Source organism: Thermostichus sp. MS-CIW-40, from assembly GCF_054058315.1.
This window is the reverse complement of sequence record NZ_JBSSAC010000008.1, coordinates 54350-69233: the sequence shown is the minus strand read 5'-3', so window position 1 is coordinate 69233 and position 14884 is coordinate 54350. Positions and strand designations below refer to the sequence as shown.

12 protein-coding genes are annotated in these 14884 nt (G+C 59.4%); all 12 read left to right on the top strand.

The window, feature by feature from the left end; translation table 11 throughout:
* Positions 1–159 precede the first annotated feature (159 nt).
* The 12 genes from ACVWXF_RS04405 (at position 160) to rsgA (ending at position 14771) form a co-directional block, all read left to right on the top strand.
* Positions 160–1914 (top strand): hypothetical protein, encoded by a 1755-nt coding sequence (locus tag ACVWXF_RS04405; protein WP_457473739.1) that lies wholly within the window; start codon positions 160–162, stop codon positions 1912–1914.
* Between the two features lie 93 nt (positions 1915–2007).
* Complete coding sequence (locus ACVWXF_RS04400; RefSeq protein ID WP_457473738.1) at positions 2008–3048, top strand: NADP(H)-dependent aldo-keto reductase; 1041 nt, start codon at positions 2008–2010, stop codon at positions 3046–3048.
* Between the two features lie 172 nt (positions 3049–3220).
* The gene (locus tag ACVWXF_RS04395; protein WP_457473737.1) at positions 3221–4795 is read left to right on the top strand and encodes an S-layer homology domain-containing protein; all 1575 of its coding nucleotides are present in this window, start codon (positions 3221–3223) and stop codon (positions 4793–4795) included.
* A gap of 252 nt (positions 4796–5047) precedes the next feature.
* Complete coding sequence (locus ACVWXF_RS04390) at positions 5048–5224, top strand: hypothetical protein (protein WP_414424808.1); 177 nt, start codon at positions 5048–5050, stop codon at positions 5222–5224.
* A gap of 134 nt (positions 5225–5358) precedes the next feature.
* Positions 5359–6279, top strand: coding sequence for a hypothetical protein (locus tag ACVWXF_RS04385; protein WP_457473736.1), 921 nt, complete (start codon positions 5359–5361; stop codon positions 6277–6279).
* Between the two features lie 66 nt (positions 6280–6345).
* Positions 6346–7566 (top strand): DUF445 domain-containing protein, encoded by a 1221-nt coding sequence (locus ACVWXF_RS04380; RefSeq protein ID WP_011434466.1) that lies wholly within the window; start codon positions 6346–6348, stop codon positions 7564–7566.
* A 40-nt stretch (positions 7567–7606) separates the two neighbouring features.
* A complete protein-coding gene (locus ACVWXF_RS04375) occupies positions 7607–9268 on the top strand; it encodes a bifunctional metallophosphatase/5'-nucleotidase (RefSeq protein WP_457473735.1) in 1662 nt (553 codons plus the stop codon).
* Positions 9269–9424: 156 nt separating this feature from the next.
* Positions 9425–10162, top strand: coding sequence for a nucleotide exchange factor GrpE (grpE, locus tag ACVWXF_RS04370; RefSeq protein ID WP_457473734.1), 738 nt, complete (start codon positions 9425–9427; stop codon positions 10160–10162).
* A gap of 179 nt (positions 10163–10341) precedes the next feature.
* Positions 10342–12150, top strand: coding sequence for a molecular chaperone DnaK (gene dnaK / locus ACVWXF_RS04365; protein WP_414329166.1), 1809 nt, complete (start codon positions 10342–10344; stop codon positions 12148–12150).
* 130 nt (positions 12151–12280) lie between these two features.
* Positions 12281–13465: a molecular chaperone DnaJ gene (dnaJ, locus tag ACVWXF_RS04360; protein ID WP_011434470.1), complete on the top strand. Its 1185-nt coding sequence runs from the start codon at positions 12281–12283 to the stop codon at positions 13463–13465.
* On the top strand, positions 13462–13731 hold the full coding sequence (locus ACVWXF_RS04355; RefSeq protein WP_414329168.1) for a sulfurtransferase TusA family protein: 270 nt from the start codon (positions 13462–13464) through the stop codon (positions 13729–13731). Before dnaJ ends, ACVWXF_RS04355 begins: the two co-directional genes overlap by 4 nt.
* Complete coding sequence (gene rsgA / locus ACVWXF_RS04350) at positions 13728–14771, top strand: ribosome small subunit-dependent GTPase A (protein WP_414398405.1); 1044 nt, start codon at positions 13728–13730, stop codon at positions 14769–14771. Before ACVWXF_RS04355 ends, rsgA begins: the two co-directional genes overlap by 4 nt.
* The last annotated feature ends 113 nt before the right edge of the window (positions 14772–14884 follow it).

Genomic DNA, 14884 nt, shown 5'->3' with positions numbered 1-14884 from the left:
TGATGTTCAGCAGTGTTCAGCGTAAATGTATCAGATACAGATCACACTCATCCATCCTTCGCCGACTTAGAGTGAACGTTAAGATTCAATAGCCTTTACCGCATGAGCACATCTCCCCCATCCTTATCCCCTTCCGCCGTTCAGGATTCGCGGGCGAGCTTGCCTCCGGGACCTAGCGAAGCTCACAGGGGAGAAATTCGGCTGGAGGACTTGGATGAGAAGCAATTGTTGGCCGGCCTATCGTCGGTGGTGTTAAACCCGGCAGCTTGGAGTTGCTTCAGCGTCAGCGAAACCAGCCGCCTGCTACGCCCCCTGCAAATCTGCCCTGACTTGACGGGAACTCTTGTTCTCTCCCCAGGGGCCACTGCCGAAGTGGTCTATAAGTTCCTGCTGAGCGATGGTCGGATCGGGACTATGAAGGGGCTGATCTCCATCGAAGACTTCCGCAGCAAGCGGCTGCGCTCCGTTTACGATCAGCTTCACATCGAAAAGATTATACCGGTCTTCACCGAGTCGGTTGTGGTGCAAATCATCGACCATTTGAAACCGATTTTTGCCCGTGACTTGGATGAGCTGCTTTGGCAAGAAAGTTTTTACTTTACCCCTCAAGATCTGCGCCAGCAGGAGTTCTTGTTGCGCGGCCTGCGGCCCGAGGCGATCCCACGCAGCTTTCGGCCTCACCTGCAAAGGGTCTACACCCAGATTATGAAGGTGTGTCGCAGCTTGCCCAACATCGCCTTCCAACTGTGTCTGCGGGCCTACCTGGAGTACAACGAGGTCAAGAACAGGCATCTGCTGGCGCTTCTACTCAGCAAGTATTTTTACACGCTCTACCGCATTGGTGGGCTGGACGGTTGGGAAAGTGGGGATCCGGTGGAGCTGGGATCCCTGCGCTCCTCCAATCGGCAGGCTCGACTCCAGGCTCTTGCTCGCCTTCTAACCCTGGACAACGACAGCGACGCTCCCCTGGTGGGCATTGGGGGCAGCGGGCTGGGGGGCAGCTATTTCAGCGGGGAACGGGAGCCTACTGGTGTTGAGATGGTGAGCTCGGAGGAGATTGAAAAGCTGCGGCAAGATGTGGAGGTGGCCCGCGGCCAGATCGCCGAGGCCCAGCAGTTGGTAACTCAATATCAGGAGGAGAAAAAACAGGAACTGCTCAACCGCCTTCAGGATCCGGAAAAGTTTCTTCTCTTCAGCATTCATCAGTTTTTTGACACCCTCTTCGGATCCCTGCCCGGGGAGGTGAAAAGCGAGTACGGGGCAGTTTGGGTGCCGCGCACCTCCTACTTGGATGAGAAGGAGCGAGACAAGCTGACAGAGCATTTGCGCCACATCACCAGCGAAGCTTATTTGGTCAGCGTTCCCTCTGCCGAGGCCACCCTCATCGGCTATTGGCGAGTTTTGGCGGATTCCTTCTACAACCAATGGGTTTTGAATCAGTATAAGCAATTGCAGAGCTATGGGGTGGATTTGGAGCAACAGGGCATCCAGATTCTGGAACGAGAACGATTTCTGGATGAGGTTCAGTTGCGCTTTGCCGCCCGCCACCGAGAAATCGTCACCCAAAATGTGGAGAAGATCACCCAAATTGTGGTGGATAGCCTGGCCAAACGGGTGGCCCTCAACACCGGCCAGCAAAGTTTTCAGGCCATGCGGGCCAAGTTGACCACCGTTTTGGATATGGACATTTCCCGCAAGGACGTGGGAGAAGTCAAGCGGCTGATCGACTACTTCACCGATGTGTTTTTGGGCAAGCGGGAGGAGCTGCGCTCCCCCTATCCGGTGGGCACGATTTTGCAAGTCAAGGCGGCCATTGAGGCTCGCCCCCCCGATAGCCGCACCCGCATTGGTCTGGAAATTTTGGGTCAGCTCTACCGCGAGTACGTTCCCCTGCTGGGATCCGCACCGAAATAGGAACGGGGGCATAGCGGGGGATCCCGTAGGCCGACAGGTTTTGGGCACAATGGGGACTGGCGCGCTGTCTAGGGTTGGAGACGGAGATTCCCCATGCGCTACCGCCAGCTTGGCCACAGCCCTTTGCAAGTTTCCGAGATCTGCCTGGGCACCATGACCTTTGGGCAGCAGAATACTTTGTCTGAGGCTTTCGAACAGCTCGACTACGCGGTGGAGCACGGGATCAACTTCATCGATACCGCCGAGATGTACCCGGTGCCGGCGCGGGCGGAAACCCAGGGATCCACCGAGCGCTACATCGGCGAGTGGCTGCAACACCAACCGCGGCATCGCCTGATCCTGGCCACCAAGATCACCGGCCCTGGTCGGCCCTGGCATTGGATTCGCGGCGGATCCCTGTCCATCACCCGCGACAACCTCAAGCAGGCGGTGGCCGATAGCCTCAAACGCCTGAAGACCGACTACATCGACCTCTACCAGATCCACTGGCCGGATCGCTACGTGCCCCTGTTTGGGGGCGTTGCCTACGATCCCAGCCAAGAGCGGCCCACTGTTCCCATCGCCGAGCAACTGCAGGGCCTGGCGGAGCTGGTGCAGGAGGGCTTAATCCGCTACATCGGCCTGAGCAACGAAACCCCTTGGGGGGTGAGCCAGTTTTGCCAGGTGGCCGAGCAACTGGGGTTGCCCAAGGTGGTCTCGATTCAGAATGCCTACAGCCTCATCAACCGCACGTTTGAAATGGGCCTGGCGGAAGTCTGCCGCCACGAGCAGGTGGGCTTGCTGGCCTACAGCCCGCTCGGATTTGGGCTGCTGACGGGCAAATATCTGGGGGGGGTGAAGCCGCCGGGATCCCGTTTGGCCTTGTTTGAAGGCTTTGGCCAGCGGTACCGCAAGCCGAATGTGGAAGAAGCGGTGGCCGCCTATGTGCAAATTGCCCGCCGGCACGGTCTGACACCGGCCCAGTTGGCTTTGGCCTTCGTGCGCAGCCGCTGGTTTGTCACCAGCACCATCATTGGGGCCACCAGCCTGACCCAACTCAAAGAGAACCTCAGTTGCCTGGATGTGGAGCTGTCCCCGCAGATCCTGGCGGAGATCGAAGCGGTTCACCAGCGCTACCCCAATCCTGCCCCTTAAGAGGTTGGCGAAACCGACGGCCAAATAGAACTTTTCGGAAGGTTTCCTCGTCTGGATGTGCGGTTTGGATATCCTCTCCAACTCTTCTGTCCGGCCAGTTTCTATGGCCTCTCCCAGCCAAGAGTGGGGATCCGAGACCTGAATCCTGTACCCAGAACCTGAGGTGTGAACGATGCGTGAGCTTTCCCTTTGGCAGGGCTGGAAAACCGCCGCTCTGGTGATCAGTTGCAGCAGCTTGGCCTGGCTTGGGGATCCCGCTTGGGCCCAACTGTCCGATATCAGCACCTATTGGGGTGCCCAGTACATTGCTGGGTTGAATGAACGGCAGATCATCGGCGGCTTCCCGGATGGCACCTTTCGTCCCAATGAATCCATCACCCGTGCCCAATTTGCCGTTATTGTCACCAAGGCTTTTGGCCTAGATACCAACGTTCCTGTGCGCTCCTTTGCCGATCCCATTCCCAGTTGGGCGGCTCCCTCCATCGGCGCGGCGGCAGCGGCAGGGTTTGTTTCTGGCTTTCCGGACGGCACCTTTCGCCCCAACGATGTGCTCACCCGTGCGCAGGCCATCACTGTCCTGACCCGTGCCGCCACCAACGGTAGGCTCATCGAGGATCCCGGTCAAATTGACGCGATCCTGGCCGGGTTTGGCGATGCCAATTTGGTTCCCAACTTTGCCCGCGCCCCCATCGCGACAGCGGTTCAGGAAGGGCTGTTGGTGCTCTACCCCAACCCCACTCAATTGAATGCCCAGGCGGTGGCCACGCGGGGGGAAGTGGCTGCCCTTACCTACCAAGCGCTGGCCAAGGTGGGCCGGGTGCCCAATTTGGATCCGCCGGTGGGGGCTGCCATCCCCGGCCCTGGGATCCGTACCGAGCTCCTTGCCCAGGTCACTCCTACGCCCGAACCCCTGGCCACGCCGGACATTCCCATTGAGCCTCTGGTGGAAACGCTGCCCGCCGCTCCAGAGGTGAGAACCTTCTTTGCCCGCGAAGAGCTGGGATCCGTAAACCCAGGGGATACCGTTACCGTGTTTTTGCTGGGATCCCCAGGGGCGCAGGGATCGTTTTCCATCCCCGGCATTGCCTACAACCTGCCACTGCAGGAAACCCGCCCAGGGCAATACGAGGGCAGCTACACCTTCCGCAGCCAAGACCGGGCCTCAGAAGCGCCTGTTTTTGCCCGCTTGGAGCGGGATGGACTGGTAACCCTGGTGCAGCTGCCGGATAAGACCATCACCATCGGGCGGGTGACCGACACCACCTTCCCCACCATCAGCGAACTGGCCCCTCCCAACGGATCCCTAACCGACAACTCTCGCCCCTCCATCTCAGCCCGTTTCCAAGATGACCAAGGAATCGACCTCAATAGCTTTACCTTGCTGGTGAACAATGTGGATGTCACCGCCCAAGCCCAGCTCACCCGCACCGGCTTCGCCTACACCCCAGCCGAGCCGCTGCCCACCGATCGACCGACCTTGATCGCCGTCCAAATTGCCGATACCAGCGGCAACACCACCATCCAGCAGTGGTCTTTCCAGGTGCAGGCCGCCCAGCCCACTCCCACACCGACCCCAACACCAACCCCAACACCGACAGCCACGCCCACACCGACCCCAACGCCGACTCCAGCTCTGACCCCAACGCCAACCCCAACACCGGTAGCTACGCCTACTCCCACACCCACGCCGGAAGCTACACCCACTCCCACTCCACAGCCTGGCGGGGAGCATGACTCTAGTCAATAATAAGCTCAACTATACTGAAAATAATGTATAATATGTTCAGTACGGATTACTACCAGTTGATCTTTCTGTTTACTTTCGAGTCTGCCAACATGGTAGCCAAAGCAAAGCAGAAAATTGGTAGTAAGACGACACGGAAACTGCGCTTTGGGTATTCTACTCAAAGCTTTGCGGGATACCGCCATTCTGTTTGGAAACAAACAGAATGCTATCGCTGCATAGTTGAACAGTGATGTTCAGCAGTGTTCAGCGTAAATGTATCAGCCTTCACCTTCTCCTTCTCCAGAAGGACGGTCTCCTGCAGAACCCAAGCCGGAGTCCAGCCCCGAGGCTCAGGAGAGTGAGGCTACAGAGTCTCCTAAGCCAGAATCCCCAGCCCCCCAGCCAGGGGATCCCGGCGGACCGACTCCTTCTCCTTCCCCCAGCCCCTAGGGAAAACTCGATCCAGACCCCGAACAGGCTCAATAGTGTTTTAAGAGCTTCCGATCCCTTAATACCTACTAAATCTAGTGGGCACAAGCGGGGCAGGATGTTAAGCTACTGCCAGTTGCGACCGGATGGGATCCATGAGCTCAACCTTGCAGCCGTTCCTGCATTTGTTGCAGAGGAGTTCCTTTTGGGGGGTGTTGATAGCCGGTGCCGTTACCCCGGTTGCCGCTCAGCAGTTCGAGTTCACCCCTCAGCCGGTGCCCCCCAGGGGGGATCCCGTCCCTACCTTGCCCTTGCTGAGTGCTCCGCCCTCCCCCAGCTCTGCCACGGCCCTGCCACCGGTACCTCAGGTGCCGCAAATGCCGCTGGATCCCACGGCTCCGGTTTTGGATCCGATCCCGGTGGTGCCCGTTCAAGCGGCCCCAGGTGGACAACTCCCCCAAGGCGAGGCCTATTCCTATCAACGTCGGCCCGACCTCAGCCCAGGTGGGGATCTCCCTGGAGCCACGCGGGGCGAGCTGCCTGCCGGCACCCGTATTCTCCTCACGGTCTACCGCCCCATCACTTTCCAGCCCTACCAGGCCATTAACGGCCACCTGGAAGTCTCCGAGCTGGTGGTGGATCGCTTTGGCCAGGTGGTGATCCCGGCAGGGAGTGTGGTGTGGGGCACTTTTGAGCCGGTTTACCGAGAACTGAAGTTGTCTGGCCGGGAGGCGGAGAGCGCCGATCCCCAAGAGCGGGTCGTCGGCAGCCGCTTTGTGGCCAACCGCCTCACCATCGGCTCTTCCACCTACTTGGTGAGAGGCCAATCTGCGCCGCTACCAGTCGGGTTGGATCGCAACGCCGACGTCGGCACAACTGTAGCCCGCGGGGCAGGCTATGGGGCAGCAGGTGGGTTGGCCTTGGGGATCCTCACGGGGGGATGGGGCTTTTTGCCGATCTTGGCCGGCAGCTTGGCCGGCGCTGCGGCAGGCAGTACCAATATTGACCGGGTGGTGACGCTACAGCCCAATACGCTGGTGGAGCTGGAACTGACCGATAGCCTGATCATCCAATAACTGGTCAACGCTCTCTTGCGCTGGGGCAGCTCGGTAGAGTAGAAGAGAGCCCCCTCCATTGGTTCCATGGCCTTCTGGATCTACGTTGTGCCCCCGCTGGCCGGGCTGGTGATCGGCTATTTCACCAACGACATTGCCATCAAAATGCTGTTCCGGCCCTACCGCCCCTATCGGGTTTTCGGCTGGCGCATCCCCTTTACCCCCGGCCTGATCCCGCAGAACCAACCCCGTCTGGCCAAGCAGATCGCCAAGACCATCATGGGATCCCTGCTCACGCCGGAGGAACTGCACAATCTGGCCCGCAAGCTGCTGCAAACCGAGCGCATGCAAGCAGGGATCCGCTGGCTGCTGGGGGTAGCCCTGGATCGGCTGCAAAACCCTGAGCAACAGCAGCAAACTGCTCAGGTGTTGGCGCGCATTTTGGCCGATCTGTTTAACGAGTCGTTGCCCCGCCTGGTGAAGGTGCTGGCCCGTCAAGAAACCTTTTTGGAAGGGCCCATTAACCAACTGTTCGACCAAGTGTTGCTGGAGCTGCGCCTCAGCAGCGAGCAGGCTAAGCAGCTCTCGGAGTGGATCTTGAAGCAGGCGCTGCCCCCAAAGGTGTTGCGGCAGAACTTGGTGGACTTTCTCACCGATCGCAACATCGAATCCCTGGATGAGGAGTTTCGTGAACGAGCGACCGGCTCCTACTGGGTGGTGGCCAACTTGTTCGGCCTGAAAAATGCCCTGTTGCGCCTGCGCACCTATTGTCTAGAAGAGCCGGAAGGGGCAGAAGCCATCTTGGAAGATCTGCTCAAAGACATCAACGCCTCCCGCCGCCTGACCGAGATCCTGCAGAACCTCTCGCTGCAAAACCTGCCGGTTTCCGCCGTGCGTCAGTTGCGCCGTGCCCTCCGCGACGGGATCCAAGATTACCTGCGCAGCCAAGGGCCAGAGGTTATCAAAGGGCTGGGGGAGACCATCGATTGGGAAAAAGTGGCCAGCCTGGTGTTGGGACGCCTGCGCAACTCCAAGGCGTTGATCACCTCCATCGATCAGATCAGCGCCGACCTGGCTTTGGTCTTGGAGCGCTACCTAGAACGGGATCTCGAATCCCTGATGATGCAGGTGATCCCGGTGTTGAACCTGGATCAGGTCATTGCCGATAAAGTCAACGCCACCTCCCCTGCCGACCTGGAGCAGGCCATCCAGCAGATTGTGCGCCAAGAACTCCAGGCCATCGTCAACTTAGGCGGCCTCCTCGGCTTTTTGGTGGGCTGTGTGCAGGTGCTGTTCTTGCTGGGCTGACGAGTTTGGGTTGGGCTTTGACTTTGGCTATGATATGAGAATGCGATTAACAATTCTCCACACTTCGGATCTCCATGCCAATCTACATCCCTGGAACTACTTCACCGGGATCCCTGCGGAGCACGGTTTAGCCAAGCTGGCCACCCTCATCAAGCGCGTGCGAGCAGCCAGTGAGGATCCCGTCCTGCTCATCGACAGCGGCGACACCATTCAGGGATCCCCCTTGGGCACCTACTATGCGCAAGTGGAGCGCGTCTCCCCTCACCCCTTGGCTCATGCTCTCAACGCCTTGGGCTACGACGCCTTTACCCCCGGCAACCACGACTTTAACTTTGGGCTGCAAGTTCTCCAGGATTTTATCGGCGATCTCCGCTGTCCGGTGCTTTGCGCCAACATCCTCCGCCAGAATGGGGATCCCCTCTTCCAGCCCTACCTGATCCGGGAATTGGCCGGGGTTCGCGTCGGCCTGTTGGGGCTGACCACCCCCCGCATCGACACCTGGGAGCGCCCGGACTACATCTTGGGCCTACGCTTTGCCCCCCTGCTGGAGACTGCCCGCCACTACCTGTCGCTGCTGCGACCTCAGGTGGATGTTTTGATCTTGATCCTGCACAGCGGCCCCAACCAATTGCCCCCCCTGCGCACCCCTGAGCATTGGCACAACCCAGATCGCTCCGGCTGGTGCAGCAACAAAAGCCTGGCAGGGGAAAACGAACTGTTGGCCCTGGCCGAACTGGACGGCATTGACGTCATCCTCTCCGGCCATACCCACCAGACCATCGCCGGTCTGGGGGGATCCCAAGCTCTGGTAGTTCAGCCCGGCTATTGGGGCAGCCACCTCTCCCAGGTATCCCTGGAGCTGGAGCGCCAGGGCAGCCGCTGGCAAATTCTCGGGAAAAGCGCACAGCTCCTCTCCGCCGAAGGGATCCCTCCCGATCCCGAACTCTTGGCCTTGACAGAGCCCTATCATCAAGCCACCCTGCGCTACATCCGTCAGCCCATTGGCCAAGCCCGTTCTGCCTATAGCGGCGGTCTGGCAGCCCGTCTGGGGGCCAACCCTCTGGCAGAGCTGCTCCATCAGGCCCAATTGCAAGCAGTGCGGGAGGCAGGATTCCCCGCAGAGCTCTCCCTGGTCAACATCTGCAGCAGCGCCGGCCTGTCAGCAGGCCCCATCTCCCTGCAAGATGCCTACAGCCTCACCGTCTACGACAACACCCTCTGCGTTTTGGAGATCACCGGAGATATTCTGCGGCGCGCCCTGGAACAGACTGCCGGCTATTTTCGCCAGTTGGATCCCAATCACCTTCCCGCCGATCCTGCTGCCGTCGTGGCCCCCGAAGCCCGCGGCTACACCTTCGACCTCTACCACGGCATCGACTACTGCTTCGATCTCACCCGCCCCGTAGGAAAGCGCCTGGTGACCTTACAATTCCGCGGACAGCCGGTGGAACCAGCACAGACCTTTCGCCTGGCCATTAACCACTACCGAGCCGGCGGCGGCGGCGGTTACAGCATGTTCCAAGAAGCCCAAACCCTGTGGATCTCAGCCGATAGCATCCGCGACTTTCTGGTCTACTATATTCACACCCACTCCCCCATTCAACCCATCTACAGCCCCAACTGGCGCCTAATCCCCGACTTGGCCAAGATCTACTTCCCCGATTGCCTGGGCCGGCCACGGGAACATCTGCTGGTCGGCTAGGAAAGAAAAGATATTGACTTCAACTGGCTGAAAGAGAACCCGGTAGAATACGATCAACACAGAGCCTGGTTTGGCTGAGTGCAGCGGCGGTTTTGAAACTGCCAAACTGGGGATATCCGAGTCACTGCTCATTGCTAACACTTGCCGACATCGCCCATGACTGCCGAAGAGAAGCAACCGATGGCCCCAGAAGATACCTATCCTGAACTACAGGAAGAAGAGATCGACGTAGAGGCAGAGCTGGAGAAGCTGATTTTGGAAGATAGCGAAGCAGAAGCCGGTACCTCCTCCGGAGAAACCGCAGCTGAGCCTTCTCCAGATCTCGGTGAAGCTCTCAAGCAGCTCCAGCACGAGTTGGAAGTTGTCCGCCAGCAACTCAAAGAGAAAGAAGACGCCTACCTGCGCCTCTACGCCGATTTTGAAAACTACCGGCGGCGTACCCAGCGGGAAAAAGAAGAGTTCAGCCAAAAAGAACGGCAGAAATTTGTGCTGGAGATCTTGCCTGTTGTGGACAGCTTTGAGCGGGCTCAGCAGCAGCTGAAGCTGGAAACCGACCGCGAGCGGGAGTTGCACAACAGCTACCAGAGCGTCTACCGCCTGCTGGTGGAATGCCTGAAGAAGATGGGCGTCTCCCGCATGAAATCGGTGGGCCAGCCCTTCGACCCCAACCTGCACGAAGCCATAGCCCGTCAGCCCAGCCCAGACTATCCCGAGGATGTGGTAGCCATCGAATATCAGCCAGGTTACAAGTTGGGGGACTTGGTGATCCGTCATGCCATGGTGGCCGTCTCGGCGGGCAGCCCCAGCTCTGAACCATCCCCGCCAGCCCAGGCCACCAGCGAACCCGGCCCGGAGAGCACTCCTGCCTCTCCCCAAAACCCCCAACCTTCCTAGCCGAACTTGCTCACTTGAACCTTGACAAACAGAGCCAGAGCAGTCTCAGAAACGCTACAGTAAAGCTACGGAGACGAAAGCAACGTCTGAAGGTTTCAGCGGGATTCTGGGCAGAATGCTTTTAAGATCCGTGGAATCGCGTTCTTGGGTTGAGACTTGGCGCACGGGGAGAGGGGGCTATGGGTAAAGTCATCGGGATTGACCTGGGAACCACCAACAGTTGCGTGGCGGTTTTGGAAGGTGGTCAGCCCGTTGTGATCACCAACGCCGAGGGAGGGCGCACCACCCCCAGCATTGTCGGCTTCGCCAAGAACAACACCCGCTTGGTGGGCCAACTGGCCAAGCGCCAGGCGGTTACCAATGCCGAAAACACCATCTTCAGCATCAAACGCTTCATTGGCCGCACCTTTGCCGAGACCGAAGATGAGCGGAGGCGGGTTCCCTACAAGGTCATCCCCGGTCGAGACAACATGGTGGAAGTGGCGGTGCAAGATCGCGCCTACACTCCGCAGGAGATCTCCGCCATGATCCTGCAAAAGCTGAAGGCCGATGCGGAGGCCTATCTGGGGGAGCCGGTGACCCAAGCCGTGATCACCGTTCCCGCCTATTTTACCGATGCCCAGCGGCAGGCCACCAAAGATGCGGGCACCATTGCCGGCCTGGAGGTGCTGCGCATCATCAACGAGCCGACAGCAGCCGCCCTGGCCTATGGCCTAGACAAACAAGATCAAGACCTGCGCATTCTGGTTTTCGACCTGGGTGGCGGCACCTTCGATGTCTCGGTGCTGCAACTGGGCAGCGGCGTGTTTGAGGTGCAGGCGACCGCCGGCAACAACCACCTGGGGGGGGATGACTTCGACCAAAGAATTGTCGATTGGCTCATCCGTCAGTTTTTGGAGACGGAAGGGATCGACCTCTCGCGGGATCGCATGGCCCTGCAGCGGATGCGGGAGGCTGCTGAGAAGGCCAAAATTGAGCTGTCCAGCACCCAGGTTACACTCATTAACCTGCCTTTTATCACCGCCGACGATTCGGGGCCCAAGCACCTGGAAGTGGAGCTGACCCGCGGCAAGTTTGAGGAGTTGGTGCGGGATCTGGTGGAGGCCACCGTGGAGCCTACAGAACAGGCGCTGCGGGATGCTGGCCTCTCCCCTGCAGACATCGACCGCGTGCTGCTGGTGGGCGGCTCCACTCGTATTCCCGCTGTCCAGGAGAAAATTCGGCAAATCTTCAAAAAAAACCCAGATCGCTCCGTCAACCCGGACGAGGCGGTGGCCCTTGGCGCTGCCATCCAGGCAGGCGTGGTGGGTGGAGAAGTGAAAGATCTACTGCTGCTGGACGTGATCCCTCTCTCGATTGGGGTGGAAACGCTGGGGGGAGTCTTCACCCGCATTATCGAGCGCAACACCACCATTCCCACCAGTAAAACCCAGATTTTCTCCACTGCCACCGATGGCCAGAGTGTGGTGGAGATTCACGTCCTGCAGGGAGAGCGGGCCATGGCCAAAGACAACAAAACCTTGGGCCGCTTTCAGCTGACCGGGATCCCGCCGGCTCCCCGTGGGGTGCCCCAGATCGAAGTCTCTTTTGACATCGATGCCAACGGGATCTTGAAAGTCTCGGCTCGGGAAAAGGGGACAGGAATCGAGCAGAGCGTCAAGATCACCAACAACGGTGGCTTGAGCAGCAGCGAGATCGAGCGAATGCGTCGGGAAGCGGAGGCCTATGCCGAAGAAGATCAGCGCCGGCGGCAGTTGGTGGAAGCCCGCAACCAGTCAGATAGCCTGCTCTACAACTACGACAAAACCCTGCAGGAGCATGGCAATCGCCTCAGCGAAGCTCGAATCCAGCGGGGGGCTCAAGTGGCGGGCACATTGAGGGCATTGCTGGCAAATGATAACGTAGACTTAGCAACTTTACGGAACGCAATGGAAGAACTGCGGGCTGTCCTGCTGGAGATGGGTAGCGAGATCTATGGAGCTCGCTGAGGATTCTAGGCAACTGCTTGCTCTCCCCCAGCTCCGGTGCCTTGTAGGTCTGCTTCGGTTGTGCTGCCTGACAAGTTGCATCTCAAGTGTGTCTGATGTTTTGATCTTTAACCTCTTCTGAAGCGCTTCTATGGCTCGCGACTACTATGAAATCTTGGGGGTTAGCCGCGATAGCTCCAAAGAGGAGATCAAGCGCGCCTATCGACGGTTGGCTCGTAAGTACCACCCGGATGTCAACAAGGAGCCAGGCGCCGAGGAGCGCTTCAAGGAGATCAACCGTGCCTATGAGGTGCTCTCTGATAATGAGCTGAAAGCCCGCTACGATCGCTTTGGAGAGGCGGGTTTGAGTGGAGCTGCCGCGGCAGCAAGTGGATTCCAGGATTTTGCGGGGATGGGTGGCTTTGCCGACATTTTCGAGAGCTTTTTCACCAACTTTGCAGGGGCAGGAGCCAGCTATGCCCGCAGTCGCCAGGGGCCGGTACGGGGCGATGATCTGCGCTTTGACCTCAAACTGGAGTTTCTGGAAGCCATCTTCGGCGGCGAAAAGCAGATTCGCATCAGCCACTTGGAAGTCTGCAACGTCTGTGGAGGCAGCGGGGCTAAGCCCGGTACGGAGGTGAAAACTTGCCCCACCTGTGGGGGCAGTGGTCAGGTGCGGCGGGCAACCCGCACGCCGTTCGGCAACTTTACCCAGGTCTCGGTTTGTCCCACCTGTGGTGGCAGCGGTCAGGTGTTGGAGGAGCCCTGCTACAACTGCAATGGCGAGGGCTTGGCCCAAACCACGAAGAAACTGCGCATTAACATTCCAGCCGGCGTGGATAGTGGCACCCGTTTGCGGGTTTCTGGGGAAGGCGATGCCGGTCGACGCGGTGGCCCGCCCGGGGATCTCTACGTCTACCTATTCGTGGAGCCGGATCCCGACTTCCAGCGAGATGGCCTGACCATTCTCTCGGAGGTGCGGGTGAGCTATTTGCAGGCCATCTTGGGGGCCAAGGTCTCTGTGCCCACCGTGGACTCGAAAGCCGGCCTGGAGGAGGAGGTGGAGCTGACCATCCCAGCCGGATCCCAGCCGGGTACAGTGCTGACTCTGGAGGGCAAGGGGGTACCTCGCATTGGCAACCCGATGTCTCGGGGCGACCACCAAATCACGCTGGTGGTGGAGATCCCCACCCGCATCAGCTCAGAAGAGCGGGAATTGCTCATGCGCCTGGCTGAGCTGCACGGAGAACGCATCAACAAGCGGGATGGTTTCTTGGGCGGGTTGTTGCGGGGGCTGGCCCAGATGCCTGGCAACCGGGAGCGTGAGGAAGAATGACTGCAGAGGCTGTTTCGTCGGAAGAGGTCAAGTTTATCCTTGACCAGCGCGGGATCCCTTGCCCACTTAACTACGTGCGGGCGAAGCTGCGCCTGGAGCGCATGGCTCCTGGAGAATTGCTGGAGCTATGGCTGGATGCGGGAGAACCCCTGGAGCAGGTGCCCAACAGTCTAGCCATGGCCGGGCATCGGATTGAGGGACAGGCAGCTTCCCCCGAAGGCCATTACATTCTCTGGGTGCGTCGCGGCACGCCTGCGTCGCCATGAGCCCGGTGAAACCAGAAGGAAAGGGGGATCCGGGATCCAGTTGTACCGGCTGGGTGCGAGCAGCGCAGGCCAACTTTTATCGCGTGCGGATCGATCCGAGTTTGGCCGCCCTTTTTCCCGAGATCCCGGCTCGGTTTCCGGTTGAAAAGCCCACGCCGGCAGAGATTCTCTGTACCAGTCGGGCCAAGCTGAAAAAAATGGGTCAGCAGGTGATGGTGGGGGACTGGGTGGAGGTGCGCTTGCCGCCTGCTGCCGCCGACCTCTGGCCGGAGCGGGGGGTGATCGAGGCGATCCTGCCGCGGCGCACTCAGCTGCCTCGACCTGCTATTGCCAACGCAACCCAAGTTCTGGTGGTGGTGGCCCTAGCCGAGCCCGACCCTGAGCCCAATGCCCTCAGTCGTCTGCTGGTGCAAGCCGAGGCCAGCCAACTGCGGGTTCAGGTGGTGTTGAACAAATGCGACTGCGTGGATCCAGAAGTGGCGACAACTTGGGTGGAGCGTCTGCAGAGGTGGGGATATGAGCCTCTGTTGGTCAGTGCCCACACCCAAGCTGGGATCCCCCAGTTGCAACAGTGCTGTCGAGATCAGATCTCGGTGGTGATGGGCCCTTCCGGGGTGGGCAAATCCAGCTTGCTCAATCGGCTGCTGCCGGACGTTCGGCTGGCTACTCAGGCCGTCTCCAGACGTTTGGGCCATGGTCGGCACACCACCCGCCATGTGGAGCTGTTTCCTTTGCCGGAAGGCGGTTGGATCGCCGATTCGCCGGGATTCAATGCTGGCGAAGGGATCCCGCCGGTGCATCCTTTGCAGTTGATACGGTGCTTCCCCGAAGTAAGGGATCGCTTGGGCGCCTGTCAGTTTCGCGATTGCCTGCACCATCGAGAGCCGGGCTGTGGGCTCCGAGATCTGGATTGGGAACGACGGACTTTTTACTTGCAGCTTTTGCAAGAAGTCCAGCAGGTGCAAAAGGCATCGGTGGGCCTTATCCAGCCTGGCCAAGATCCCAGTCTCGCCAGAATTGCGCGAAAGACCCCAATCTGAGGACTATAGTCATTCCAAACTAGATTGAGACACTCCTCAAGCATTCCGTGCAGCTTCTGCGACCACTCCCAGCCCCTCTTCCTTTGGGAGAGGGGAGTTAGGAACCAATACAC

What these genes read in the sequence shown, in the direction of transcription:
- ACVWXF_RS04400 (WP_457473738.1), top strand. Translation starts at nt 2,008, where the DNA reads ATGCGCTACCGCCAGCTTGGCCACAGCCCTTTGCAAGTTTCCGAGATC.
- ACVWXF_RS04395 (WP_457473737.1), top strand. Translation starts at nt 3,221, where the DNA reads ATGCGTGAGCTTTCCCTTTGGCAGGGCTGGAAAACCGCCGCTCTGGTG.
- ACVWXF_RS04390 (WP_414424808.1), top strand. Translation starts at nt 5,048, where the DNA reads ATGTATCAGCCTTCACCTTCTCCTTCTCCAGAAGGACGGTCTCCTGCA.
- ACVWXF_RS04385 (WP_457473736.1), top strand. Translation starts at nt 5,359, where the DNA reads ATGAGCTCAACCTTGCAGCCGTTCCTGCATTTGTTGCAGAGGAGTTCC.
- ACVWXF_RS04380 (WP_011434466.1), top strand. Translation starts at nt 6,346, where the DNA reads ATGGCCTTCTGGATCTACGTTGTGCCCCCGCTGGCCGGGCTGGTGATC.
- ACVWXF_RS04375 (WP_457473735.1), top strand. Translation starts at nt 7,607, where the DNA reads ATGCGATTAACAATTCTCCACACTTCGGATCTCCATGCCAATCTACAT.
- grpE (WP_457473734.1), top strand. Translation starts at nt 9,425, where the DNA reads ATGACTGCCGAAGAGAAGCAACCGATGGCCCCAGAAGATACCTATCCT.
- dnaK (WP_414329166.1), top strand. Translation starts at nt 10,342, where the DNA reads ATGGGTAAAGTCATCGGGATTGACCTGGGAACCACCAACAGTTGCGTG.
- dnaJ (WP_011434470.1), top strand. Translation starts at nt 12,281, where the DNA reads ATGGCTCGCGACTACTATGAAATCTTGGGGGTTAGCCGCGATAGCTCC.
- ACVWXF_RS04355 (WP_414329168.1), top strand. Translation starts at nt 13,462, where the DNA reads ATGACTGCAGAGGCTGTTTCGTCGGAAGAGGTCAAGTTTATCCTTGAC.
- rsgA (WP_414398405.1), top strand. Translation starts at nt 13,728, where the DNA reads ATGAGCCCGGTGAAACCAGAAGGAAAGGGGGATCCGGGATCCAGTTGT.